Here is a 24947-nt window from a genome sequence, read left to right on the forward strand (position 1 = left end):
ACAATCGGCGGTAACATGCATCAAGGCAATCAACTCTTTAATGTTCGGCTAGCGGGAAGCCCGGAAGGGCAAGCCCACTCCGATAATTTCATTGACCTCGAGCACTTGATGACTATCGCCCGGCGGCAGGCAAAAACAGTCGCCATAACCGCTGCCGTGGGTCTGTTACTCGGCCTCATTTACATCATCGCCGCCAAACCAGGATATACGGCAGCGACCAGCATTTTGCTCGACGACAATCTTGGCAAATTCGCTGATGAACCTTCGCCTGCACCTGCCAATATGCAGACAGACACAACAATTCTCAGCCAGATCGCGATTTTGAAGTCGGCTGAGCTTGCGGAAAAGGTGGTGAGAAAGGAGAAGCTTGACGAGAACGATGGGTTTATGAACCCGCCGCGCTCCATTTTCGCAACCGCTATTTCCACAATGCGGTCCATCGTCGGGCTCTTCGGTAGCAGCAAACCGGCCAATACGGATGGCCTGTCCGCCGCGGATCTCAAGGTCGAATATGCAGCATCGCTCCTGCAGTCCAACGTTGATGTCCAAAGGCAAGGACGCAGCTTTGTCATCGATCTCACCTATACGTCAGACGACGCGGAACTCGCCGGAAGAATTGCGAAGGCCTATGCTGACGTCTATCTCTCGGATCAGCTGGACGCTAACTTCGATGCGACGCAAAGGGCGACCGTCTGGCTTCAGGGCCGCTTGAATGAACTTAAGGAAAGTTCACAGGCAGCAGCCCTCGAGACCGAGCGCTTCCGCGCCGCCAATGGTCTGACGGCGGCGAAGGGAGCGCTGGTTTCCGAGCAGCAACTCTCTGATATCAACAGCCAGCTGATCCTGGCCCAGGCTGACACCGCGCGGGCGCGAGCACTTTACAATCAATATAAGTCGATACTGGCCTCGGGTCCCGAGGGCGCTGTCAACAATGCGGCTGTTGTATCGGACCAGAGCGGCACCTCGGTGATAGGGACCCTGAGAGCGCGCTATCTGACGATCACCAAACGCGAGCAGGAAATCGTCAGCCGTTTCGGCCAGGATCATCCGCAGGCCGTCAGTCTGCGCACCGAGGAGCAGGACGTTTCCCGGCAGATTTTCCAGGAACTCCAGCAAATAACCGAAAGCTACCGCAATCAGTATGAGGCTGCGCAGTCGCGCGAGACATCCCTGCGCGAAGGTTTGGATAGTGCGACCGGCAAAACGTCCACTGCAAACGAAGCTCTCGTGCATTTGAGGGATCTGGAACAGAATGCCCAGGCACTGACCAATCTCTATCAGACCTATCTCGGGCGCTATCAGGAAGCGTCACAGCAGCAGTCCTTCCCGATCGCCAAGGCGCGCGTGATCTCGGTTGCATCGACGCCGACGGACCCATCGAGCCCGAAGAAGAAACTCGCCCTGGCGGCCTCCCTGCTGCTCGGCCTTTTTGCCGGCGCTGGCATTGGCGCATGGCGTGAATACCGTGAGCGCTTTTTCCGGGTTGGTGAAGATGTACGCTCGCTTCTCGGGGTCAAGTTCCTTGGCTTTGTGCCAAAACTCGAGGGTATAACAGAGGCCAAGAGAACGCCTGTGGCATTGGAGGGACAGCCTGCGCCGCCTGCTCGTACCAATATAATCCGCTTGGCTGTTGATAATCCGTCGTCGCAATTCGCTGAAACATTGCGGAATGTCAAAATCGCTGCGGACGTTGTGCTGCAGGGCAAGGAAAGCAAGGTGATTGGCGTCGTCTCCGTTTTGCCGCACGAAGGCAAAACCACGATTGCTGCCAATTTTGCGGGATTGCTGGCCGCAAAGGGGGCCAAGACGCTTCTCATCGATGGCGATCTACGCAATCCAGGTCTGTCCCGCGCCCTGTCGCTTTCAACCCAACGAGGCCTCGTGAAGGCGGTCATGGATGGTCAGCCTTGGCAGAATTCCGTCAAGGTCGAGAACAAGACCAAGCTGGCCATCATTCCAACGGTGCTTCACCGGAATTTGCGTCACACCAGCGAGATTCTCTCAAGCCCGGGTATGAAGAAACTGCTGGATGAAGCGCGCACTGTGTTCGACTATATTGTCATCGACCTGCCACCGCTTGGCCCGGTCGTTGATGCCAAGGCCTTCGCTCCAATGGCCGATGGGTTCGTCATGGTTGCCGAGTGGGGTGTCACGCCTCGCGCACTCGTCAAGTCCGTGCTGCAAGCGGAGGCGGAAATCGCGCCAAAGATTCTCGGACTGGTCCTCAACAAGGTCGATATGAAGCGGCTTGCAAAGTACAGCTCTTACGGAAGCACCGAGCATTTCATGGAGCGATACTCAAGTTACTATCTCGATACGCCACGAATGCCCCCAACCAAAACATAGAGCCCTTACGTCGTGAACACGCGGCCCTTCTTCTGCCAGAGCCGCAACGCACTCAGTTTGCCTGTCGAGAAGGCCCCGGTATCGAGATTGAACCGCCTTCCTTCCTGGCGGGGGGTTTCTATCGGCGTGTGACCGTGAACGACCCATTGCCGGAGCAGATGGGCGTTTTCAAAGAATTCGCTGCGGATGGAGACAAGGTCGTCATCTTTTTGATCTTTCAGCGAAAGGGTGGGCCTTATACCGGCGTGTGCAAACAGAAAGCTTCCGGCGTTGATCATGATTGGCAAGGATCGCAGAAACTGTTTATGCCGGTGGGGAATTGAAGCGCGGATGGTGTCATCGAGCATTTGGGGAGTGCGGTGGATCACCCTCAGACGCTCCACGTCAATGCCGTAGGAAAGCAATGTCGAGTTGGCTCCCATGTGCCACCACCCCGACAGGGACAGCCGTTTTTCCAGATAGTCGAGCATGGCCATATCGTGATTGCCGGTCAGGCAGATGCGCTGGAAATCGGCATGCGGCTTGTGGAGCAGGTGCTCGATAACCTGGGCGGAGGCAGGCCCGCGATCGACATAGTCTCCCAGCATGATGATGAGCTTTTTGCCGGGCAGCCCAGCAGCGTCTTCGGTGATCATGCTTTCCAGTTCAAGCAGCTGATCGTAGCAACCGTGCACATCGCCGATCGTGTAAACGGCCATCTCTGAGATATCGATTGAAAGACGGCGTCTCGCGATCCGCGACGCAGGCCTGTCGGACCTCAATAACCCAAGAAGTGTCTTCAATACTGGTTCCCCGCTCATTAGGTCCTGACCCTTAGCCAGCTATTACGATACGTACAAGCGAGTGTGGTGTCCAAGCTGGATTTGTCATCCTGGTTTTCGATAAATATGACGCTGAAAACAATGGCTTATAACGAATAAACGCGTTCAAATGCAATCTCTCCGGGCAGGCGGCAAGAGATGCATCATTCTGTGGGCTAATTGGCAATTTTGGGGCGGGCAGCAAAGCTTGGGGCGGCGATGGAGGTCATCGCCGCCCCAACAAGCTATTCCGTTTAAAGGTTTTTCTCACTGGCAGGCTGAGATTTCACAGCACCTGCTATCGCCGGTTTCAAGATTGCGCGTTCGAGTGGCGCCGCCAAGGATTCGGCGTAGGCGGTGGCAATGTGGTGACGATCCCGGAACATCAACTTTCCATCGATCGTGGCATGGCACAGCGTGTCGCTGCAGAAAAATGATGTCATATCGACATATGATGCATTCTGGATGCTGCTCACGATGCCTTTTTCAATTTTTGCATCACCCTCATTGAGCGCCGCAGCGCGTGGCGTATCGCAAATCGACGGGTCTCTGCCTTGCCAGAGAGCGCGCGCCACACATTTGTCCAAATACGCTTTGTGCGTTGGGACATCGCGCAGGAAAACGACCTTGATGCCTGCATCGACAAGCGGCTGTATCGTTGACTTTATCCCGTCAGCCCATTGTCGCCTGCGCGGCGACAGTTCGGACGAGTCACTGATCTCCTCATTGAGATGACTTATCGAAAGCTGCGAGATGATGACGAGCTGAGGCCTCATTGCGACCATTTCCTTGATCGCCAAATCTCTCCACTCATCGCACTCGGTGTAATCGCGTTTGAGTTTGATGGACCATGTGGTGACCCGCGTCGCCCGGCACGATGATTTGAGGTAGGTAACGAGGCGGATATCGTCTTTCTTGGCGATATCGATAAGAGGCGTCGACCAGTGATCGGCATGTGAGTCACCGAAAAGCACGATCGTTTGACTGGAAGATTGCGACCCGAATATGCAAGGCTTCGGCTTGACCGTCTCGAGATCCAGCACGCAGCTTTCATCCGTCGCGCGCACCGTAGACGGGCGTTCCGCTGTCTCGGCAATCATGCGTTGCTGCGACGTGATATTGTGCTTTGCAAGCGTCGCACTCGCGTAGCCAACCGTGACGCCCGTCATCGTCAGCAGCGCGGCGAAGGCGAGGGAACGGCGAGTACTGGCCATGAGCCAAGCGTTCCTGCGTATGGGATTTTCAACGAAACGATAGCTGAAAATCGACAGTGCAAGGGTCAGCAGCATGAGCAGAATACGTTGTACGCTGGTCAGATCAGGTACCAGCATCGCCGCATAGACAATGACCGGCCAATGCCAAAGGTAGAGCGAATACGACAGCTTTCCCACCCACTGAGCGGGCTTGACCGCGAGAAGGGCCTTTGGTCCGTAGGCGCTTTGGTGCACGCCGCCAAGCAGCACCATCACAGTGCCCATCGCGGGCACCAGTGCGATAAAGCCAGGAAAGGCATCCTGCTCGGATACGCGCAAATAGGCTATGGCGATCAATGCAAGGCCAATCCAGCCCATCGCCGGCGAATATTGAAACCGTTTGGCCCAATTGTTCAACAGCGCCATGGAGGCGAGACCGCCGATCGCAAATTCCCAAGCCCGGAGAGGTGAAAAATAGAACGCCCAAGGCTGGGAAACAACGGTCAGCCACGCGCAAAGCGCAAACGAAATAGCGGCTACGGCTGCCATCAGCAGAAACACACCATGTTTACCCGGACGTATCCGCGTAAACAGCAGGAGAAGTGCGGGCCAGGCGAGATAGAACTGTTCCTCGACCGATAGCGACCAGAAATGAATGAACGGGTTGTTCGTGGCGTCGACAGCGAAATAGTCGAGAGACCAACGGATGAGCCACAGGTTGATTATATACGTCGAGGCGAACAGTGCTCCCTTGGAATAAAGCTCCTGCTCGGACGGCGCGAGGATAAAATATCCAGCCACAAGGGTAACGAGAATGACGAAAAGCGAGGCCGGAAGCAGACGGCGTGCCCGCCGCGCATAGAACGTCCAAAGATTGACCGTGCCGTGCTTGGCGATTTCCTGCTGAAGATGCTGGGTAATGAGATAGCCGGATATGACGAAAAAGATATCGACGCCGACAAAACCTCCAGGCAGTCCAGAATAGCCGAAGTGGAAGGCGATCACTCCAGAAACTGCCAGGGCACGCAGCCCTTCAATGTCCGGGCGGAATGTTTTTGATGCGGTGACGGCGCTCATGGGCTTGTCGAAACTCCCAATTTCGGGAAATCTTCTACCGGGCAGCATAGGTAAATTTTGACGCGTTGCAACAATTTTTGCTGCGACGCAATATTCTGTCCGGCTGAATTGGATGGTCAGGCGATGGTGCCCGTCCGGCGAAGGATGACGTTTTCTCCGTCATCAAAAGTGAAATCCCCGCGCTGGCGCAGGAATTCATCCGTTGCGGTCCGGCATCCACCGTAGTCGTGGTAGTCATCGATCAAAATGACGCCGTTCTGGCTCAACCGGTCCGCTACCTTGTTCAGGCAATACATGACCGGATCGTACCAGTCGCAATCGATATGGGCGAAGGCCATCCGCTCCATTTTGGCATTAGGCATTGTGTTTTCGAACAACCCCTTGTGCAAATCAACGTTCGAGCTGTCGACATCGAGGCCGTATTTCGCGAATGAGCGGCAGACATCATCGTAGAGATTGTCGCGATATCCGTAATATTCGTCGCCGCCGAGCCCCGAAGACTTTCCGCTTGCGATCTTCTCGTAGCGGTCCTTCGATTTCACGTCGTCCTTTTCCGAAGTGGGAGGAGGGATCATGCCGAAAACGTCGAAGCCATGGAAGCTCCGCCCCTGGCTTGTCGCCGTCGTGGCGAGAACGATCGCGCTTCCGCCGAGGGCAACGCCGAACTCCGCCACATCGCCGGGCACCCGCCGCTTCTGGATCTCACTCAATGCACCTTCAAGGCGCCTCAGCTTGCGTGGTGACAGGTATGTAAGTCGGTCCCGCCGGACCGATCGCGCCGTATTGCTCAAAAGGGATTCGTCAATCACACGGCGGGCACGCCCGACAATAGCATGCATTCTAGCCATTACGTTCTCCTTCAGGGGTGGGCCCAGTGCTCGAATCGTCTGCTCGCATATGCAACCGCACCAATAGCAATCGGTTGTGGTGATTGCATGACGGCAGGTCCAAAGGGCTGCTAGCGAAAGAGTCGGGCCGAAATTTGACCCTCGGTGCGCAAAGGGGAATTGTGAGGCGAAATGAGCCAATGGCGACGTTGTGCTGCCACTTCCCGAAGTCTAGTCGTCGAACTTCTCGTCCGGATAGGCGCCCCAGATGTCCGACTGACGCATCCAGCCGCTGGCACCGCTGAACACGACGCGGCAAAAATTTCCATTGCAGGTCTTGAGGCTTCCCAGAACACCGGGCTGCACTTTGGCGACGATGCTCGCCGTATCGTTGGCACTGCGGTAGACGTTCAGCATCACGCCATCCTTGTCGCGCTGCCAAGGCGCGGTCATTGCCGTGCGCTTGCCAGACAGCAGCGACTGATAGACCCAGCCCTCCGTGCCCTCCGAATCCCGGATGCGCCGCCAATTATCGTATTCCTGCACTATCTCGACCGGGAGGCCGGATTTGAGAAACAGCCAGGTCACCGCGTAGTCGCGCCCAGGCCCTACGCGCAAATTGACGCGCCCCGGCTTCAGGCTGACGAAACGCGGCAGCGGCAGGCCGCTTGGGCCTATCTGCGCCGCAGCGGCGGCTCGTGCCAGCGCCGGCATGCCGAGTGGAATTGCCAGAACGATCGCAGCCGCAAAAGCAAAAAGGCGAAAATTTCGAATATTCAACAAGTCAGTCCTTCATCGTCCCGGGTTTGCAACCGCCAAATTGCGGCCGAATGGAGAACGATCCCTATTTTTCTTTGTCTTCTGTACGCCGCCTTGATAGACAGGTGCAGAACGCCACGAGCAATTGCAGTTTGCAATGACTTGGTTAAAGAGGTCTCAATGCGGCGCGAATTGGGAGGGTAATATTGGTGAGCAAAAAGCCTCTGGTCGTCATCACCCGCAAATTGCCGGATTCCGTCGAGACGCGCATGCGCGAACTCTTTGAGGCGCGGCTTAACGTCGATGATCGACGGCTGACGAGGGCGGAACTGATCGAGGCTGTCAGCCACGCCAACGTTCTTGTGCCGACCATTACCGACCATATCACCGAAGAAATTATCAGCGCAGCCGGTCCCAATCTCAAGCTCATCGCCAATTTCGGCAATGGCACCGACAATATCGATGTCGTGGCCGCCGCCAAACACGGCATTACCGTTACCAACACACCCAATGTCCTGACCGAAGACACGGCGGACATGACCATGGCCTTGATGCTGGCCGTTCCGCGGCGTCTGGTCGAGGGGGCCTCGATCCTGCTCGACGATGGCAAATGGGAAGGTTGGGGACCGACGTGGATGCTCGGCCGCCGCATCTGGGGCAAGCGCCTCGGCATTGTCGGCATGGGCCGGATCGGCACTGCTGTAGCCCGCCGCGCCAAGGCGTTCGGTCTGTCGATCCACTATCACAACCGCAAGCCGGTAAGCCCGAAGACCGAAGACGAACTTGAGGCGACTTATTGGGAGAGCCTCGATCAGATGCTTGCCCGCATGGATATCATTTCGGTCAATTGTCCTTCGACACCCGCGACCTTCCATCTCCTCTCCGCCCGGCGCATCGCGCTGATGCAGCCGACGGCATTTGTCGTCAACACCGCGCGCGGTCAGATCATCGACGAGCATGCGCTGATCGAGCAGCTGGAACACGGCAAACTTTCGGGCGCGGCGCTTGACGTGTTCGAGCACGAGCCCGCAGTCAACTCCAAGCTGCGCAAGCTTGCAAGGCAAGGCAAGGTTGTGATCCTGCCGCATATGGGTTCGGCAACGCTCGAAGGCCGCATCGATATGGGCGAGAAGGTAATCATCAACATCCGCGCCTTCATCGATGGTCACCGCCCGCCGGACCGGGTCCTACCCCGAGACCGGTGACAATCCACCCTGACGGCCATCTGATGCGGTTTTCTGCGCTTCCGGTGCTCACGGACGAATAAGTCCGCTGCGCTCCGGTTCTCGAAAAACCACACCAGCTGGACTCGTCAGGCTGAATTCTCAAACGGTCTCGCAGCACCTAGCTCGGTGTAATTGAACCGTCACCGCCAATTGCTAGCTTTGTATCCACGAACTCTCCAAATTCAGTGCGATCCAGCCGTAATGCCATCGGCGTTACGTGGCCCATCTCCTGTGCAACGATGAGACCGAGCAGCAGGATCGCGTCGGGTTCGTGCAGGATGAGCGCGGCCGGTGCGAGGCCTGCGCTGACCAGCTCCAGCAGCACGGCGGCAGCCGAGGACGAGCCGATGGTGCCGGGCAGGCACAGCACCTTGCCGCTGATCGAAATGCCATGCTGCGGATGGCGCACATCGGCAATCAGCCCGGTCTTCGGATTGACGCCGCCCCAGAAGCTGATCGGGGCGGTGAGCACAAGGGCAGGCGCATCGGCAGGTTGACCCGCGACAAGGACTTCCGCCTTCATGCCGCAACCTCGAACACCGGGCGGCCGAGAACGGCGCTTTCCACGCATTCGGCCATGGAGCCATAGATGACGCCATAGCCGGTATTGCCCGGCGCGTAGTGGGCGAACTTGCCGGAATTCGTCATCAGCACCGCGCCTTCGATATCCGGCAGAATCGGCGTGACCACGACGCAGGTGTCGGCGACGATGACGACGCCTGCTGCTTCCAGCGCCTTCCGGCGGCCATTTTTCTCTAGCGCGCCAAGCGTATGACGGCCGGTGCAGGCATAAAGCGTGACCTTGAGCTTACGCTCGCCGATCAACGCTTCCAGCTGGTCGAACTCCGCGATTGACAGATGCGGGCTGCCGATGGCGACGGCGTCGATACGATCCATGTCAAGCGCGGTGGAGAGGCGGCGGCGCGAATCCGCGATCATCCCGGCCGTGACTTTGATCACCGCCTGTGGCGGCTGATGATGCAGGGCGGTCGCAAGGTCCGGCGCTTCCGGGGTGACGCCCGCGACATGGAACAGGCCGACAGCGCCGGCCGAAGCGGATGCCGCGCCGAATGCTTTCAGCGCGTCCTCGCCGGGGTGGGCGGCGACGCCCGCAACCACGCCGACCGCATCGCCGATCTCGCGGCCATATAGACTGCCGAGGATCGGCCAGGCGACCTCGGAGCCGAGGAATGCCGGATCCAGCCCGGACACATCGAAAACCACCGTGGCGCGGCGGTTTTCCGGCCGGTGCAGGCCGTAATAGGGCGCAAAGCCGGATATGGCGCAGGCGATATCGAGAAAATCGCCATAGCGGTTGGTGCGCGCGCCAAGCACGGAATTGCAAAAAACGACGGCATTGCTCTCGCCCCAGGCGACGTCGCTGCCCAGCGCAGGGCGATGGCCAGCCTGATAGGGCGCGCAGGTCCAGCTGGGCTCGCAGCCGAGCGTGCGATAGGCATCCATCATGCGCCGGGCCATGCCGCGCTCATGGGGTGGAAGACGGTTCTTCGAGCAGCCGGTGAGATCGAGCGAGCCGACATTCAGCGTCGCGCGCACCGCAACCTTGCCGCCGCCGAGGGCCAGCTTTTCCGCAAACAGCGTACCGCTATCGCCGTGATAAAGCGCGCCGTCAATATGCGCCGAGGCGATCGGGATGAGCGATGGCGCACCCATCAGCCGCGCGGTGGCAGCGACGATGCGCATCGCCATCGCGGCACCTTCCCCGCGCGCGCCATTGGCAATCGCCTGCTGTTCGGCGGAAAGCGCGAGCGCCATTCGTCAGGCCTTGCGCGCTTTGTACTTTATGGTCTCGAAGCGCGAGGTCAGCGCATCATAAAGCAGCAGCCGCCCGATGAGCGGCTCGCCGATGCCGGTGATGAGCTTTATCACCTCGGTCGCCTGCAGGGTGCCGATGACGCCGGGCAGGACGCCGAGCACGCCGGCCTCGGCGCAGGCGGGCAAAAGCCCGGGCGGCGGCGGATTGGGGAAGAGGTCGCGGTAGGAGGGGTTCGGCTCGCCCGCCGCATTCGACGCGTAGGGCATCAGCGTCGTCACCGACCCATCGAAGCGCCCGAGCGCCGCCGAAACCAGCGGCCGCTTCGCTTCAAGGCAAGTATCCGCCAGCATATAGCGCGTATCGAAATTATCCGAGCCATCGACGACGATGTGATAGCGGCTGACGAGATCCGCCACATTGTCGGGCGCGATGCGCAGCTCATGCGCCTCGACGGTCACATGCGGGTTGATCGCGGCGATGGCGCGCGCCGCGCTCTCCACCTTGGGCGAGCCGACAAGTTCGGTGGAATGGATGATCTGCCGCTGCAAATTCGACAACGACACGCGGTCGTCATCGACAATGCCGAGCGTGCCGACGCCCGACGCCGCCAGATATTGCAGCACCGGCGCGCCGAGCCCGCCGGCGCCGACGACAAGCACGCGGGCGCGCTTCAGCTTTTGCTGGCCGGGCCCGCCCACCTCGCCAAGGATGATATGGCGGGCATAGCGCTCGATTTCGGAAGAGGTGAGGGGCGTGATCTGCTGTTCGGTCATGATGCTATTTTATCTCTCCCCTTGTGGGAGAGAAAGCGATTTCAGCATCTTAGCCCTTGCTAAGTGCTAGAAATCGCCAGAGAGGGGATTTTGAACGCATAACACTATCCCCTCTCTTGAATTTTCTAAGGCTTTAGCAAGGGCTAAAGCCAAGAAAATTCTTTCTCCCCCACAAAGGGGGGAGATAAGTGGTGCTAGGCCAGAAATTTCAGCCCGCCAATGCCGGCAACGATCAGTCCGATGCACACAAGGCGCACCACCGTTGCCGGTTCGCCGAAGATATACATGCCGAGCAGCGCCGTGCCGACCGTGCCGATGCCGGTCCACACCGCATAGGCGCTGCCGACCGGCAGATCGCGCAAGGCAAGGCCCAGCAGAACGACGCTGATGACCATGCTGCCGGCGGTGAGAACTGAAGGGGTGAGTTTGGTAAAACCATCGGAATATTTGAGCCCGATGGCCCAGCCGATTTCGAAGAGACCGGCCAAAATGAGAATAATCCAGGCCATGACGACCATCCTTTAATGTTCGATCGGGCCGTCCCGGATTGTCTGGAAACGCTTGGGAAGCGTGGAGGCCGTCCTCCAATGATTTATGTAAGGATCGGGGGAGGAATTGGCAAGGAGGCGAGAGGATGAGTAATTTTGAGGGTAATTTTACTTCCTCCACCGGCTGCGCGAGCTCCTACCTCCGCTTTCCGAAGGGCGGTTGCGCGGTATGTTGGAATTTCCACCCCATAAACCTGTTGCTATATACTGCGCTAGAGTTTCGCGTGCACGCTGCAGTGGTCCAGCAGGGTTTCGTCTTGCGAGGTCTTCGATAATCTTAAAATATCGCCTTGCTGCTTCCCGTGCTTGATCATTTTGGTTATGTTTCAATAGTGTGCCTACATGTTTTTCGGCCAGCGTAACTATCGGATACTGATCCCATTCCCAGTTTCCTTGCTCGTGCTGTCCTTCAAGCGTCTTAACGGCATCGCCGATAAGTTGAACCGCTACTGCATCGTAATTTGGTCTTGCCGTAGCAACCCGTAACTGCAAGTCTGCATATGCATGGGCAGCATAGGGATTGTTAGGATAGGCCTGCAGTGACTTGTTAAGAACTCCCAGCGCACGTTCGAGTTCTCCCATGGTCACTAGATACTGGCCATACTGGAGCCAATAGTGACCATCGAGTTGGAAATCGATTTCAAATGACTCATAGAGTCTCAGCCCTTGGTTGAAAGAATCTCTACGTTTCGCCAAGGGCGCGATGAAATTGTGATTGAGCAAGAATCGAAATAATATCCCGTCTTGCCGCCCTACTGTTTTTAAAATTGGCAAACGGTACTTAGTATAGGTCCTCAGAATTTCGACCATGCTGTCTACGACGGATTTAAGCGATGCAACATTTTCTACAATGTGCCGCATATATAATTCATGACGTGCTAGATACCGACCATTCGTATCAAGTACGACAATCCCATCCAATGGCTGCATGGCTTCTTCAAACGTTAGATTCATCTTCAGGTGATTGTAGGATTCTCTGACCGCTTCTTGAGTTACCCCAGTTCTCGCAATAGTTGGAATCCCGACGAGAAGAGCGAGAAGCCTGCTGTCGTCACTTGGGAGCTTCTGAAATTCATCAGTGATTACATCGGTAAACCGCTTCGACTCGGTAGTTTCCTTAAGAGCTATTAATAGTTGGCTGTTTGATGCATTCAACTTGGCAATTCGCGCGGCTGGTTGCATTTTCTTGAAACGAGGCGCTGGAACGTATTCTAATAATCGCTGGATGAGCGGCTCATAGTCATCCGGGACAAACCTCTGGTATTGAAACGCCGTGCAGATATCGCCAACCCGTCGTTGAATATGGTCTCTCCATTCACCAGACCGTGCACTCGTCACAATTGTCAACTTGCCTTGAGGTATACCAAGAATATCTTCAGACAGTGAATCACCGAAGATGAATGCATCGGCAACGTAAACAATCACGTGTTCGGTTTCATGGAGTCTTCGAACGAGATTGAGTGCCGCCCTAAGAGATGGCACATCGCCACGTAATTCGTAAATTGGTACGGTTGGGTTCTCCCGTGAAAACCGCAAGATAGCTTGCAATACGGCCGTCGTTTTACCGCTTCCGGACTGCCCGTACACTAAAAATAGTCTGTCGCGCTCTGTTATTGCTTTGACAAATTCTTCATAGAGCTCATCTGTATTTTTCAACCAAACGGGTATGCTGGACGCTGCAATTGCCCAAGTTGGCGGAGTTCCCTCAAGGTACAATCGTGCCGTCCGGGCTTTGTTCTGGCCCTGCATCGCGTCAGCGTCGATTTTGGCGCTTCGCCAGCTTCGGACAATGATAGAGTTTGCCGTCGCCAAATCCGAAGCATCGATCGATACCCGCTTGGTTAGTGCATTTGCGAATGCATTTACGTTTTGGGCGACATTAACGGGTGTTATAGTGTGTTGGATTTTCGAATTTAACCATGACACAAATTCTTCTAGTGTCGCCTTGATGATAACGATGTTACGCGCTTCCAGACTAGCTCGCTGTATATCTGAGAATTTATCAGGCGTGACTAAGAATGCAATTCCAAGACCAGTGCTGGAATCTGGCCGTGCTCGATCAAGCTCTGCTGCCATTATTGGTTCGTTCAATTTACTACCAATAAATACTGGGGTATGGGCAATATAGTCATCGGCGGCCGACCGATACCAGTCATGCGCATCTCGATTCAGCCGGGAATTGTAATCATAATTACTGAAAATGAAGCCGTGTTCCGGTTTTACCGCTTCACCATGTAGATGTACGACGTGCAGGTAGTCCAATCCTTCATGCACGGCAACTTTATCTGCCAGGCCATTAAAGTAGCGCCGTCGCTGAACGCCGCCTCTCACATTGTTCAAAGCATCATCGATGTTCCACGTATAAATGCGACGCCAAGTGAAATTTAACAGAGCTTCCAATTCTGGCGAAGGTACTATTCTTGTATACTCCGCTCTCAATATCTGGTGAAGCTTTTCCTCACTCATTCGCCGGCCGAGCACCGCGCCAATCACCTCGGAGAGTGGATCGTTTGAGTACTCAAGCCCTGCCGTCTCTGCTATCAGCTCGGCGAGTGCACCACTCTGTTTAACTGGTTCCCCCACTGCGTTCTTGCAAGTCGCTGATGCACCAGCCCCAAGTATGAGAAACAACTCACCTTCGTTGAGTGCCTTGAGTAGTAGGCGCTCATTTGCCGCTGATATCTCCACCATAAAATCCCCCAGGTCTCAGTTCAATCGCTCACACGCTAGGCAGCGGCGGCAATGACAATCTCAAGTATACCATCAGTTGCATCTAGGCGAGCCTGCAACTTGAATGGAACTGGGCTAAGGGCGCTGGCAAGGTAGTCGAGACGTTCACCAAATCGGTGACGCGGAGGATCAAGGGTGTCGAGGTGACGCGCAAGGCTTCGAAAGAAGAGCCCGCCTATATGATCGAGCAGGATGATGGCGGGAGGGTCCTGAAAAGCGCCTCAGAACTGAGGGCCGTGGAATAGCTCTCGTTTGTTCGCCCTTCGACAAGCTCAGGAAGCTCACCATGAGGGTGTAAGTTTGCTCCCTGAAGTCTACCCACCTTTCCGTCATCCTCGGGCTTGACCCGAGGACCCATGGCAAAGGAAGAAGAGTTGTTTCGGGCAACCGAGCATTTCAGTTAAATCCTTGCTCAATGACGGAGCAGCCATCATGGATCAACTGCCGGAATGGAGATGCCCTCGCAGTTTAGCCGTGGGTCCTCGGGTCAAGCCCGAGGATGACGGAGAGGGATGAGGCAATACCCGACTGTGACGACACTGGCAGGCACGCCTGAAAGCTCGAGCTATTCGGCTTCCTGTTGGGGCTTTTCCTGTTTGACTGATTGGTTCTCAGCCGGAATGGGTGTCTGGTCTTTCGAGACACTGGCTGTCGTCATGTCCTTGTCGACGGAGGCGGTGTGTCCGGCACAATCGGCCGAGGCGGCCGATACGGTAAGACCGAAAGCAGCGGCAAGTACGAGGATTGTCTTCATCGTCTAACTCCTGAGCTTTTCTGTGATGCGCTGGCAGCGTAACCGCTAATTGCATTTCGGCAAAATCACAGTTTTGTTGGGTGTCTGGCCGGGCCCGGTTGATCAATCGGGACAGTCGGCACCGGTCTTGACCCAGGCGGCGATCAGCGCTGCGAATGTCTCCTGCGATCCGGGCGGGGCGGACCTTCCATCGCCCGGGTGCCATGCCCAGCCGACCAGGTGATCCTCGCCCATATGTTTTATGAGATCTCCGTGCGAACGATTGCCGTTGCGGCTCGTGTCCTTCACCTGCTGGCATATTTCGCTGACCGTCAGCCCTTGCCAGGCCATGCTGGCCGGAGCCAATTGCCAGTGTGCGTTGCCCGGGATGGATTTCATACGGCTTCCGACGATCGAACGGTTCTCCGCGCCATGGCAGGCGCTGCATGCAAGACCCAGCGGACCCACCGAGCTGTTGCTGGCGATCATCAGCGGTACATGCGGGTGCTTGTCTTCACCCTGCGTCGGGCTGCGGGTTGCCGGATGGCAGTTGATGCAGCGCGGATGCGTCAGGACGCGGCTTGCCTCTTCGAAGATGGCCTTCGAGCGTGCGCTGGTGTCCGTTATCGTATCGAAATCGGAGACGGCCTTGAGCGCCCCGGCACTCGATATCTCGGCGTAGCCTTGCAAGGATCCCATGACGACATACGTTCCGGCTGTCGCGAGAACGGATGCAATCGCAATGGCGGCAAAACGCATGGCCATGATCAAACTCTCTGGAATTCGTGCTGGTCGATCGGCAGCGACCGCAGCCGCTTGCCGGTGGCCGCAAAGATCGCATTGTAAAGCGACGGAGCAACGCCCGGCGTTCCGACCTCACCTATGCCGCCTGGCGCCTCCGAACTCGGAACGATGTAGACCTCGATCTTCGGCGTCTCATGTATGCGCAACACGGGGGAGTCGTCGAAGTTGCTCTCGACAACGGCTCCGTTCTGGACGGTCAGGCGTCCGTAGAGTGCAGCACTGAGGCCATAGACGATACCGCTCAATATCTGGGCGTCCACAGTGTCCGGGTTGACGACCTGGCCACAGTCGACTGCACAGACGATGCGCTCGACCTTGGGTTTTCCGTCGTCCCCGACGCTGACTTCAGAAATCATTGCGGCAAAGCTGCCGAAATCCTCCGAAAGGGCGATGCCCCGTCCTTTGCCTTGGGACAGGGCATTTGACCAGCCAGCCTTTTCGGCGGCCAGATCAAGAGCGGCAAGGAGACGCGGCTTATGCTGGAGCAGGCGCTTGCGGTACTCGAGCGGATCGGTCTTCGCCGCACTAGCCAGTTCGTCGATGCTGCCTTCGATCGGAAAGATGTTGCGCGTAGCGCCGACGCCGCGCCAGTTGCCCGTCAACATTCCGTCGGGGGCCTCATGGCGTACGAACTCGGTAAATTTGTTCGGGATCGCGTAGGACGACTCTGCACCACCCATGATGTCAAGGTCGATACCGTCCTTGGTAAAGGCCGGCAGCCAGCGTGCCATGACGGCGGGACCGATTACGCGGTGACGCCACGAGACGGGCATGCCGTCCGGACCGAGCGTGGCCGTGATCTTGCTGTAATTCAGATAGCGATAACAGTCGTGGCGGATGTCCTCCTCGCGGCTCCATGTGACTTTCACCGGACCATCCACCTGTTTTGCGATCTTCGCCGCCAGAATGACGCCATCGACGTCGAGCCTTCGGCCGAAACCGCCACCGAGAAGCTGGTTATGAACAAGGACCTTGTCCAAAGGCAGGCCTGTGACGTCCGCCACGGCCTGCCGCGCACGCCCCGCAACCTGGGTGCCGGTCCACACGTCGCAGCTGTCCTTGCGAACGTGAAGGGTGCAGTTCATTGGCTCCATTGCCGAATGCGTGAGGATCGGCATGCGGTAGACGAATTCATGGACCGGCCCGTGTTCTGCTTCAGCTTTGACGACATCGCCTTCATTTATATGGGGCAGGGCCTTGCCGCCGTTCGTCGCATCCTCCACGCTCTTCTCTAGGTCGGCCGATGTAAGATCGCCGCTGGGTCCGGGGTCCCACTCGATGGAAAGCGCCGCAAGCCCCTTGCGGGCGGCTCCGGTATTATCGGCCACGACCGCAACCGCATCCTCGATGCGGACCACCTGCTTGACGCCCTTGACCGCCATTGCCGGCTTGTCATCGACGCTGCGCAGCTTGCCACCGAAGTGCGGACAGATCGCGATTGCGGCGTAGGACACGCCTTCGGGACGGGCGTCGATGCCGAATTTTGCAGTACCGTTCACTTTCTGCGGGCTATCAAGGCGCCGGATGGCCTGGCCGATAACCTTGAAGCTCGATGCCGGCTTCAGTGGGACGTCCTGTGGAACGGTCTCGGCTGCAGCCGCCCGAATAAGGCTGCCATAGGCCGCGGTGCGTCCGCTTGCGGCGTGAACGACCTCCCCGGCCTCGGCTGTGCACGTATCCGGCGCAACGTCCCAGCCACGCGCTGCGGTGTTGATCAGCACCATACGGGCGCTGGCACCGGCCTTGCGCATCTGCTCGTAAACGCCGCGAATGGAGAGTGAACCGCCGGTGATCTGGTCGCCCAGCAACGGGTTTGCGTAACGGGTAGGATCCGCAGGTGCATGCTCCAGCACTACCTGGTCGAGGGAGACTTCCAGTTCTTCGGCGAGCAGCATCGCTATCGACGTATAGATGCCTTGCCCCATCTCCGCGGCTGGCATGATGAGGACAATTTTGCCGTCGGCAGGAATGCGAATGAAGGGGTTTGGTTCAAACCCGGCTGCGGCAGCTGAAGAAATCGACGGCCGCAACCCGAAAACGAGGCCAGTTCCTGTTAGCGATGCGCCGATCAGAAAGTGGCGGCGTGAAACGGAAACGTTGACTTTGTCGTGAATGGACATCGCATCACCCCGCCTTCGCCGCCTGCTTGATGGCCGCCCGAATGCGCGGATACGTGCCGCATCGACAGATGTTTCCCGCCATGACCGCATCGATATCGTCGTCGGTCGGCGATGGATTGGCAGCAAGGAGGGCAGTCGCGGACATGATCTGTCCGGACTGACAGTAACCGCACTGTACTACATCGATGTCCAGCCAGGCCCTCTGTATCCGCGCGCCTTCGGCTGTATCGCCGATCGCCTCGATCGTGGTGACGGTCTTGCCCACCGCCTCTGCGACCGGCATGATGCACGACCGCACCGGCATGCCATCCACATGCACGGTGCAGGCACCGCACATGGCAATGCCACAGCCGAATTTCGTGCCGGTAAGACCTATGGTGTCGCGAAGAACCCATAGAAGCGGAATGTCGTCATCCACATCGACGGCATAGTCACTGCCATTGACCATAAGATTGTGTGACATGTGAAACCCGGCTGACAGCCGTCCCCGACTAACTTGCAGCAGTTGTCAAAAGTAGCCGAGATAGTTCAAAACGGCAAGCTTTGAGCTCGGATGCCTGCATTTTTACTTTGCCGTGGTCGGTCTCTCTAAGTAGTTCGATGTATGCTATTGGCCAAACTACATGGCTATCAGCGCAATGGAATCCACAGCGGGCTCTTCCACGCCTTCAGTTCATCGAGAAAGACCAGCAGTTTTGCCGGCAGATACCGACGGGTCGGATAGACCGCATGCACGAAGATCTCCGGCGATGACCAGTCCGGCAGCAGGCGGATGAGTTCGCCGCGTTTGATCTGCTCGTCGCAATAGGTCGACGGCAAAAGGCCGATCCCGTGGCCACGATAGGTGAACGCGGCGACCGACTGGAAATCCCTGCTCGAGAGCGGTCCTGACACATGCTGCTTGAGCGATTTGCGTCCGTTGACCAGATGCCATTCCGCCTCATTGTTACGGCCGTTGAGCAGGATGCACTGATGGTCCCTCAAATCCTCCGGTTTTCCCGGGGCGGTCCGCCCTTCGAGATAGTCCGGTGCCGCGACGACACAGCGGACGCTTTTGCCGATCCTTTGCGTGACGATGGTTGAATCGCGCAACTCTCCGAAGCGAATGCCGACGTCGACATTCTCCGCAATCAGATCGACGAAGAGGTTTGTGATGAAGAGATCGACCTCGATGCGCGGGTGTCTTTTCAGGAAAGCGGAGAGAAATTCATAAAATGGTTCCTGCCCCATGAGCACAGGTACCGAGATTTTGAGGAGGCCCTCCGCTTGTTTCTGCGTTTGGGTCAGAACCTGCTCGGCATCGAATAACTGGCTGAGAGGTTCGCTGCACTGACTGTAGTAGGCACGGCCCTGTAGCGTCAGCGTCAGCTTGCGGGTCGTGCGCTGGATCAAGGTGACCCCGAGCTGGTCTTCGAGCGCGGAGACCTTGCGGCTGACGGTCGATACCGGCATCCCGAGCGAGCGGGCCGCGCGGCTGAAGCTTTCGAACTGCGCAACCTTCACGAAAACCGCGATGTCATTCAAATCCGTCATAGACAGATTTTTGCATAGATGGAAAATAGATTCCAGATATTTCCATCTAATCGCGCAATAGGGTCTCAGCCATATTCATCGGCAACAAGCGCAATTGCTGCGCTAGCAACCGATGGAGACTAAAATGCCAACACCTAAAACTGTTATCGTCACGGGAGCCTCCCAGGGTATCGGAGCAGGCATCGTCAACGCCTTTGCCGAGCGCGGCTACAATGTCGTCGCGACTTCCCGCCAGGTAACCTCTTCAGATGCTTTCCGGGCTTCAGATCAGATCGCTGTTGTCGATGGCGATATCGGTGATCCCGAGACGGCAAGGCGCGTTGCAGAGACCGCAATCAGCCGGTTCGGCTCGATCGATGCCCTCGTCAACAATGCCGGCATCTTCTACACCAAGCCGTTCATCGACTATACGATGGACGATTTCAGAAAGCTGTCCTCGACCAATCTCGAGGGCTTCATCCACCTGACCCAGCGGGTCGTCAAGCAGATGCTGGCGCAGAAGTCCGGCGGCAGCATCGTCAGTATCACCACGCCATTGATCGATCATCCGATCGCCGGCCTCTCCGCCTCGGTCCCTATGATGACCAAGGGCGGGATCGACGCGATCTCCAAGAACATCGCAATGGAATATGCAAGCGATGGTATCCGGGTCAACACGGTCGCTCCCGGTGTGGTCGACACGCCTTTGCACAAGGACAATCCGAAGGACTTCCTGCGGACCTTGTCGCCGATGGCGAGCATTTCCACCGTCAAGGAAATCGTTGATGCGGTCGTCTTCCTGACGGAAGCTCCGCATATAACAGGGGAGGTGCTTCACGTCGATGGCGGCGCACATCTGGGCAAATGGTAAACCTGGTGAAAGCATCGGCAGCCGGTGCAGAACAGCGGCTGCAGGAACTGGGCATCACGCTCCCGCCTCCGCCGACGCCGTTCGGCGCCTATGTGGAAGCCGTGACGATCGGCAACCTCGTCTTCTTCAGCGGGATGTTGCCTGTCATCGACCGCAAGCCCCAGTTCATCGGACGCGTTGGGGGTGAACTCACCGCCGAGGACGGCCGCAAGGCCGCGGAAGTGGCTACGCTGAGCGCACTGTCGGCCGTGAGAGCCCATCTTGGCTCTCTCGACAAGGTAAAGGCCATCGCAAAACTTGGCGTCTACATCGCCACCGAAGGTGATTTCAGAGATCATCCGAAAGTCGCGGACGGAGCGTCCGAGCTGCTGCTTGAGGTCTTCGGAGAGGATAAGCTGTCCGGCCGCGTGGTGCTCGGCGTTGCAAGCCTGCCCCTCGGCCTGCCGATCGAGATTGAACTCGTCGTCGAAGTAGAGGCTTGAATGGGTGGCCCACCACGAGGGAGTGGTGGGCTGCTCCCGCTGGTCTCCTGGCCAAAATTCATTCAAACATTCGTCGCTGCATAAACGGGTTGGTAACCAACATTCTTCATTGTCCATAAAGTCAGCATGACGGCGTGAACCAGGTTTTACGTCTTGTGGCCTCAGTTTTGCCACGGGAATAGGGTTTGCGCAGGCTGACGCGTTGGTGTCCAAGCGTGGGTTGCGTGTATCATGGGGTTTGCAGTCAGATCCGCCAGGGGCTTTGCGCCTTCTGGCGAGAGGGGCCGTTTTCGTGGCCGCCGTTTGCTGTCCGCTGGCTTGCTTGCGGGCGTCAGTGCCGTGGCTTCTCTCGGCGCGCTCGCCGCGGTGGCAACCATGCAAGGCGCTTTCGGCTCCCACGCGGCGGGTAGCGGCGCCTTCAGTCAGGCAGAGCGGGCGTTTTCGTCGCGTTCGATCGCGCTCGTCAGCCCCTCGGATACTTTACCCAAAACGTCGAAATTTCCGCGCGTGCCGGAGCTGAAACACACGGCCTGGCAGGTCAGCACGATGGACGAAGGCTCGGTGATTTTACCGACCGGAGAGATCAGCGTCATCGCGCAGCCAAAGCCCAAGGTGGTGGCTGCCGTGCATCATCCTTTGGCCGCCGAGACGTTCGGTGCGCGTTTTGATGTGGTGCGGGCAGGACCCTTGGCCGAAGATGTCTTTGGTGCCCGCGCTTCGGGTGTCGATACGATGCAGGTCGCCTCGATCCAGACCTACACCGCTTTTGACGCAGAGCCGCCTGTTGCTGCGCCTTCCGCCCCGGCGCCTTCAATTGCGGTGGCCGCCTTGCAGGACGCACCGCCGCCGGTCGGGACCTCGCCGCAGGGGCCGTTCAGCCTCGTGCTCGCCGAGGAGGAACCGGCCGCAGAGGATGATATCGCTGCGGTGCCGCTGCCAGGGATAAGGCCGCGCCGGCCGGCAGACGATGTGCTCTTGCCGTCGACGAAAGCCTTGAAGCGCGCCGCCCCGCAAATGCTGGCCTATGCGCCGCAGGACAATGCCATTCAGGATAATGCGCCAAGCTACAGACCTGCGCCGCTTTTTGCTTCACGCGGTCGCACGGCCATCTACAGCATCGAGGCGAAAACCGTCTACATGCCGAATGGCGAGCGCCTGGAAGCGCATTCCGGGCTGGGACCGATGCTCGACAATCCGCGCTATGTCCACAAGAGGATGCGTGGCGCCACGCCGCCGCATACCTATAATCTCACGATGCGCGAAAAGCTTTTCCACGGCGTTCAGGCAATCAGGCTCAACCCTGTCGAGCCGGGCAAGATCTTCGGGCGCGACGGACTTCTGGCGCATACCTATATGCTCGGGCCGCGCGGGGATTCGAACGGCTGTGTGTCCTTCAAGGATTATCGCCGCTTCCTCGCCGCCTTCAAGCGGGGCGAGGTCACGCAGCTTGTCGTGGTCGCGCGCATGCCGGGCGGGTCGTCGCGTATCGCCTCCAGATAATTGACGTGCCGCACGTCCATTCCTTATCGGCAGCCTAGCCGAGTGATGCGATGATCTCGCGATAGGCTGCTTCGGGGAAGGCCTTCAGGGTCTTCGTGCGCACATTGCCTTTCATGCCAAGGGAAAGAGCGAACCGCGCCATGACCGCATCATCGGACGCCTCGCCGATGACCACCATGTCGTATTCGCCCATGGTGAGATAGAATTCCTTGAAGGAACCGCCCATCTCGCCGAGCAGCTTTCTGGCTGCATCGAGCCTTGCCGGCGAATCGCGTACGTTCTTCACGCCGAGCTCGGTCCAGTTGATCAACATTACGTAAGTGGTCATGGCAAACCTCCCACGCGGTCCGGCTTACGCCGGAGGCCGCGAACTGATCCGCCCTCCGCCTGCAGCGACTATACGCCTGTTGCTGTTGGCCAACAATCAAACCGTTACGTCGGCGGCATCTTTTCGAATTTCGGCAGGGCAGGGTCGAGGTGGTCCCATGCGTACCCGGCGGCAGCCCAGGAAACCAACTGTGGCTTGTATCGGCCAGGATCGTCGAGGCTCCCCGCACGCACAACGAAATAGTCCGGCATATCTGGAAGTGTCATATAGACCGGCGATCCGCAGGTAGGACAGAACGCGCGGGTTTTTACCGTTCCGTTGTCGCCAGTCGCGTTCCAGAGCCTCGCTTCGCCTTCAACCTTTACGCACGCACGCGGGAAGGTCAGATGGGACGCATGGCCGGTGCCGCTTTCATGCTGGCATTGGCGGCACTGGCAATCGAGCATGACAACCGGTTCGGCGGAAATTTGATAACGGATCGCGCCGCAAGCGCATCCGCCGGTGTAGGCCTCGCTCATTCTAATCTCCTTTGATGAATTCGGGGATCGGCCGTGCCCGGGCTACCGCCACAGGCACGAACTTTGCTCAGTTGTTGTATTCGTCGTGGCGGCGCCACCAGACGTCGTTTTTTTCGTTTCGTCCCTTGGGTGCGCGATCGAGCCATTGATACATTGCCCAGATGCCGTCGACCCCGCGCGCATAGGCGGAATAGGTGTGATAGACGACGCCGTCTTCGAGCACGAATGCACTTATGCCCGGCCTCTCGCGTGCGTATGAAGCTGGGTCGGTACCTGCCATGCTCGCAAATTCCTTGGCCCCCTCAGACGCAACCTCGCCGGATGGTGGGAGCTCCTCGCGCGCGTAGTTGTATTCGATGGTGCCTTTTCGTTGTTGGTCTTCGGTGAATGTGACGTGGAAGTCCGGGTTGAAATCGCTGCCGAATGAAGACGCCCAGGGGAAAGTCCACCCCATACGCTGTTTGAACGCCTGCAACTTGGCAAGCGGTGCCCGCGACACCGCGATGAGCGTTACATCGTGATTGGCGAGGTGAACAACGGAGCCGTTAAAGCCATCGGCGATCGCCGAACAGGATGGACACCCCGCTTTGTAATCGGGCCCGAACATGAAGTGATAGATGAGTAGTTGCGAGCGCCCTTTGAAGAGACCTGGGAGCGACGCACGGCCTTCGTCTGTATCGAATTCATAGTCCTTGTCGATCTTGACCCATGGCAGAGCCTGCCTTCGCCGCGCGATCTCGTCACTGCGGCGCGTCAGCTGCTTCTCCTCCTCGAGCAGCGCAAGCCGGGCTGCAAGCCACTCATCGCGTGAAACGACCGGATTCTTCATAGCTACCTCCTATGAGTTTAGGTCGTGAACTGGTATGAGCCATCTTTTCGGATACGAGGAGCAGAGGTGATGGCAATGTCTATCCATTTTCAAGCCTTTGCGACGATGTTGCCGGGAAGATGGACCATATCCTCCGGACGCCGAAACGGCTGCAAGCTGCAATGTCGAACCGCTCGGTCGGGGGGAAGACCCCGCCCTTCACGCTTCTCCTCGCATCTTCTTGCCGTTTCAGGCGCCATTTCTACCAGATTTATGAGTTCACGACCTAGATGCCTTTCCAACGTCTGATGCAATCGATCGTTGCTTCAATTGTGCTTTTTCAACGAGGCGTGTTCCGCTGCGATGGCGCCAATGCCGGGAACGACCTTCTTCCAGCCTGCGCCCATATTCCTGAAAGCAGTATCATTGCGCGGCAGCACGAAGCCTGAATGGACAAGGCGAAGGCGGGTGCCATTTTCTGCCTTGGAAAGAACCCACGTGACCACAGTTTCCAACCGCGAGCCATAGCCGACATTTCCCTCATGCCCGCCTTGCCAGGTATAAACGAGCCGTTCATTCGGCACCGCCTCCAACACCTGGCATTGGATGAAACCGTCCCACGCGCCGGCCGGCGTCGTTTTGAATGTGAAGCGCTTGCCCACGACGGGCTCGAACCCGCTTAGTGGCATCCCAAGCCAGCGCGTAATCAGTTCGCCTTTTGTCAAAGCGTTCCAGATTGTCTCCGGCGCATGCGGCAAGCTCTCTTCAACCACGATGTCTTGTGTGTCGGACTTCAATGCTGCGTCTTTCATGGATCAATCTCCTCCAGGAGTGTTTTGAGATTCGCAAAGCGCTCGCGCCAGAAGACGCCGTAGTGGCTCATCCAGTCGGCAAGCGGCGCAAGACCTTCGGGCTGAGCGCGGTAATAGACGTTGCGACCCTCAGGGCGCTCGGCGACCAACCCGGCCTGCTTCAGCGACTTGAGATGTTGGGAGATGGCGCCCTGTGTCACGCCACTACCCCGCGTCAACTCCACGACGGTAATCTCGTCGGAACTGACGACACGCTCGAATATGGCTCTCCGGGTGGGATCAGCGAGCGTGCGCAGGACAGCGTCGATGGCGGTGGCTTCAATCATGAAAATACATTAGTAGATACTCATTGATTAGTCAATACTAATGATTTTGCGCGTTGATCGGTGATCTGCATCGCTCC

General features: G+C 57.7%; 25 protein-coding genes. 6 read left to right on the forward strand and 19 right to left on the reverse strand.

The annotated features are described in order from the left end of the window. Positions 1-15: 15 nt before the first annotated feature. The gene (locus LB462_RS24150; RefSeq protein ID WP_224513263.1) at positions 16-2346 is read left to right on the forward strand and encodes a polysaccharide biosynthesis tyrosine autokinase; all 2331 of its coding nucleotides are present in this window, start codon (positions 16-18) and stop codon (positions 2344-2346) included. Positions 2347-2351: 5 nt separating this feature from the next. Here the strand turns inward: LB462_RS24150 and LB462_RS24155 are convergent, their stop codons facing one another. From LB462_RS24155 to LB462_RS24170, 4 genes are all read right to left on the reverse strand, one after another. Next, the gene (locus tag LB462_RS24155; RefSeq protein ID WP_224513264.1) at positions 2352-3044 is read right to left on the reverse strand and encodes a metallophosphoesterase; all 693 of its coding nucleotides are present in this window, start codon (positions 3042-3044) and stop codon (positions 2352-2354) included. Between the two features lie 356 nt (positions 3045-3400). Then, positions 3401-5416: an acyltransferase family protein gene (locus LB462_RS24160; RefSeq protein ID WP_224513266.1), complete on the reverse strand. Its 2016-nt coding sequence runs from the start codon at positions 5414-5416 to the stop codon at positions 3401-3403. 116 nt (positions 5417-5532) lie between these two features. Then, on the reverse strand, positions 5533-6264 hold the full coding sequence (locus LB462_RS24165; RefSeq protein WP_224513268.1) for a TylF/MycF/NovP-related O-methyltransferase: 732 nt from the start codon (positions 6262-6264) through the stop codon (positions 5533-5535). 210 nt (positions 6265-6474) lie between these two features. Beyond that, entirely contained in the window at positions 6475-6957 is a 483-nt protein-coding gene (locus LB462_RS24170) for an SH3 domain-containing protein (protein ID WP_224513445.1), read from the reverse strand. Between the two features lie 248 nt (positions 6958-7205). Here LB462_RS24170 and LB462_RS24175 point away from each other — a divergent pair, with 248 nt between their 5' ends. Further along, a complete protein-coding gene (locus tag LB462_RS24175; protein WP_112551065.1) occupies positions 7206-8207 on the forward strand; it encodes a 2-hydroxyacid dehydrogenase in 1002 nt (333 codons plus the stop codon). A 139-nt stretch (positions 8208-8346) separates the two neighbouring features. Here LB462_RS24175 and LB462_RS24180 read toward each other — a convergent pair whose 3' ends face one another. The 5 genes from LB462_RS24180 to LB462_RS24200 form a co-directional block, all read right to left on the reverse strand. Further along, on the reverse strand, positions 8347-8751 hold the full coding sequence (locus tag LB462_RS24180) for an aconitase X swivel domain-containing protein (protein ID WP_224513270.1): 405 nt from the start codon (positions 8749-8751) through the stop codon (positions 8347-8349). Next, positions 8748-10004, reverse strand: coding sequence for an aconitase X (locus tag LB462_RS24185; RefSeq protein ID WP_224513272.1), 1257 nt, complete (start codon positions 10002-10004; stop codon positions 8748-8750). The genes LB462_RS24180 and LB462_RS24185 overlap by 4 nt, the downstream gene beginning before the upstream one ends. Before the next feature lie 3 nt (positions 10005-10007). After that, positions 10008-10778: a molybdopterin-synthase adenylyltransferase MoeB gene (locus LB462_RS24190; protein WP_224513274.1), complete on the reverse strand. Its 771-nt coding sequence runs from the start codon at positions 10776-10778 to the stop codon at positions 10008-10010. A gap of 194 nt (positions 10779-10972) precedes the next feature. Further along, positions 10973-11287, reverse strand: a complete 315-nt coding sequence (sugE, locus tag LB462_RS24195) for a quaternary ammonium compound efflux SMR transporter SugE (RefSeq protein ID WP_112526822.1) — start codon at positions 11285-11287, stop codon at positions 10973-10975. A 147-nt stretch (positions 11288-11434) separates the two neighbouring features. Beyond that, positions 11435-14017 (reverse strand): P-loop NTPase, encoded by a 2583-nt coding sequence (locus LB462_RS24200; protein ID WP_224513277.1) that lies wholly within the window; start codon positions 14015-14017, stop codon positions 11435-11437. A 92-nt stretch (positions 14018-14109) separates the two neighbouring features. On the opposite strand from LB462_RS24200, the gene LB462_RS24205 reads away from it, so the two are divergent. After that, entirely contained in the window at positions 14110-14301 is a 192-nt protein-coding gene (locus LB462_RS24205; RefSeq protein WP_224513448.1) for a hypervirulence associated TUDOR domain-containing protein, read from the forward strand. A gap of 320 nt (positions 14302-14621) precedes the next feature. Here LB462_RS24205 and LB462_RS24210 read toward each other — a convergent pair whose 3' ends face one another. From LB462_RS24210 to LB462_RS24230, 5 genes are all read right to left on the reverse strand, one after another. After that, positions 14622-14810, reverse strand: coding sequence for a hypothetical protein (locus tag LB462_RS24210; protein WP_112526508.1), 189 nt, complete (start codon positions 14808-14810; stop codon positions 14622-14624). Between the two features lie 102 nt (positions 14811-14912). Further along, the gene (locus LB462_RS24215) at positions 14913-15554 is read right to left on the reverse strand and encodes an Isoquinoline 1-oxidoreductase subunit (RefSeq protein WP_224513279.1); all 642 of its coding nucleotides are present in this window, start codon (positions 15552-15554) and stop codon (positions 14913-14915) included. 2 nt (positions 15555-15556) lie between these two features. Continuing rightward, the gene (locus LB462_RS24220) at positions 15557-17713 is read right to left on the reverse strand and encodes a xanthine dehydrogenase family protein molybdopterin-binding subunit (RefSeq protein ID WP_224513280.1); all 2157 of its coding nucleotides are present in this window, start codon (positions 17711-17713) and stop codon (positions 15557-15559) included. A 4-nt stretch (positions 17714-17717) separates the two neighbouring features. After that, positions 17718-18176 carry a (2Fe-2S)-binding protein gene (locus tag LB462_RS24225; protein WP_224513283.1) on the reverse strand — a complete coding sequence of 153 codons (459 nt, stop codon included), beginning with the start codon at positions 18174-18176 and terminating at the stop codon, positions 17718-17720. Positions 18177-18343: 167 nt separating this feature from the next. Further along, on the reverse strand, positions 18344-19246 hold the full coding sequence (locus tag LB462_RS24230) for a LysR family transcriptional regulator (RefSeq protein WP_224513285.1): 903 nt from the start codon (positions 19244-19246) through the stop codon (positions 18344-18346). Positions 19247-19370: 124 nt separating this feature from the next. On the opposite strand from LB462_RS24230, the gene LB462_RS24235 reads away from it, so the two are divergent. The 3 genes from LB462_RS24235 (at position 19371) to LB462_RS24245 (ending at position 22078) form a co-directional block, all read left to right on the forward strand. Further along, the gene (locus LB462_RS24235) at positions 19371-20096 is read left to right on the forward strand and encodes an SDR family NAD(P)-dependent oxidoreductase (RefSeq protein ID WP_224513287.1); all 726 of its coding nucleotides are present in this window, start codon (positions 19371-19373) and stop codon (positions 20094-20096) included. Further along, on the forward strand, positions 20090-20578 hold the full coding sequence (locus tag LB462_RS24240; RefSeq protein WP_224513289.1) for a RidA family protein: 489 nt from the start codon (positions 20090-20092) through the stop codon (positions 20576-20578). Before LB462_RS24235 ends, LB462_RS24240 begins: the two co-directional genes overlap by 7 nt. 339 nt (positions 20579-20917) lie before the next feature. Beyond that, positions 20918-22078 carry a DUF2778 domain-containing protein gene (locus tag LB462_RS24245; RefSeq protein ID WP_224513290.1) on the forward strand — a complete coding sequence of 387 codons (1161 nt, stop codon included), beginning with the start codon at positions 20918-20920 and terminating at the stop codon, positions 22076-22078. A gap of 34 nt (positions 22079-22112) precedes the next feature. Here the strand turns inward: LB462_RS24245 and LB462_RS24250 are convergent, their stop codons facing one another. From LB462_RS24250 to LB462_RS24270, 5 genes are all read right to left on the reverse strand, one after another. Then, positions 22113-22406 carry a GYD domain-containing protein gene (locus LB462_RS24250; protein WP_112526492.1) on the reverse strand — a complete coding sequence of 98 codons (294 nt, stop codon included), beginning with the start codon at positions 22404-22406 and terminating at the stop codon, positions 22113-22115. Positions 22407-22510: 104 nt separating this feature from the next. Beyond that, positions 22511-22924 (reverse strand): GFA family protein, encoded by a 414-nt coding sequence (locus LB462_RS24255; protein ID WP_224513292.1) that lies wholly within the window; start codon positions 22922-22924, stop codon positions 22511-22513. A gap of 67 nt (positions 22925-22991) precedes the next feature. Continuing rightward, positions 22992-23753 carry a DUF899 domain-containing protein gene (locus LB462_RS24260; protein ID WP_224513294.1) on the reverse strand — a complete coding sequence of 254 codons (762 nt, stop codon included), beginning with the start codon at positions 23751-23753 and terminating at the stop codon, positions 22992-22994. A 305-nt stretch (positions 23754-24058) separates the two neighbouring features. After that, entirely contained in the window at positions 24059-24544 is a 486-nt protein-coding gene (locus tag LB462_RS24265; RefSeq protein WP_224513295.1) for an SRPBCC family protein, read from the reverse strand. Further along, positions 24541-24870, reverse strand: coding sequence for an ArsR/SmtB family transcription factor (locus LB462_RS24270; RefSeq protein ID WP_224513297.1), 330 nt, complete (start codon positions 24868-24870; stop codon positions 24541-24543). The genes LB462_RS24265 and LB462_RS24270 overlap by 4 nt, the downstream gene beginning before the upstream one ends. Positions 24871-24947 lie beyond the last annotated feature (77 nt).

This window comes from Phyllobacterium chamaecytisi (genome assembly GCF_020164455.1).
In the GTDB taxonomy this organism is placed as follows: Bacteria; Pseudomonadota; Alphaproteobacteria; order Rhizobiales; family Rhizobiaceae; genus Phyllobacterium; species Phyllobacterium chamaecytisi.